The organism is Actinoallomurus acaciae (assembly GCF_042429965.1).
GTDB lineage: Bacteria > Actinomycetota > Actinomycetes > Streptosporangiales > Streptosporangiaceae > Actinoallomurus > Actinoallomurus acaciae.
Genome location: NZ_JBHLZP010000205.1, coordinates 1 through 729 on the forward strand (window position 1 = coordinate 1; position 729 = coordinate 729).

1 protein-coding gene is annotated in these 729 nt (G+C 76.4%); it reads left to right on the forward strand.

All coding sequences use genetic code 11. The features are described 5' to 3' along the window. On the forward strand, nucleotides 1-668 hold a 668-nt coding region (locus ACFFNX_RS25215; protein WP_378207076.1), incomplete at its 5' end, for a hydantoinase B/oxoprolinase family protein. Between the last annotated feature and the right edge of the window lie 61 nt (nucleotides 669-729).

Consider the following 729-nt stretch of genomic DNA (forward strand, 5'->3'; position numbering starts at 1 on the left):
GGCGCGGCGGTTGCGGCCTCGAACTCACCTTCCGCGCACGGCCGAGCGGGTCCCGCCTGCTCGCCCGCGGCCTGGAACGGATGCGCTTCCGCCCCTGGGGGACCCGCGGTGGCCGGCCCGGCGTTCCCGCCCGGCTCGTCCTCAACGCGGGCACGCCGCGCGAGCGCGTCCTAGAGAAGATCGACGTGCTGGAGCTGGAGGACGGCGACGTCGTCACGCTGCTCACCTCGGGCGCGGGCGGGTATGGAGACCCGCTCCTGCGCGACGCGGACGCCGTGCTGGCCGATGTGCGACGTGGCGTCGTGTCACCCGAAGGCGCCCGGCGGGACTACGGCGTGGTGATCGTCGACGGACCGGCCGTGGACGAGGAGGCGACACGGCGCGAACGCGCGTCCCGCTCCGGCCCGGCCGAGCCCGGCGCCGAGTTCGGGCCCGAGCGGCTCGCCTGGGAGTCGGTGTTCTCCGTCGAGCTGGTCGACCGTCTGGTCGCGGCGCTGTTCCGCCTCCCGGCCGCGCGCCGCTCCCGCCTCCGGGCGGGCGTCTACGCCGAGGTGCTCGCGGACCTGCCGCCCGGCTTCGGCCGTGAACCGCTGGAGCCGGCGCGCGCGGAGACGGCCCGCAAGCGCCTGGTCGACAAGATCGTGGAACTGGAACGGATGGCGCCGTGACGGAACGGGAGACGCCGCCGGACCGCGACCGGCCGGCGGCCGGCGCGATGGACATCGGCGG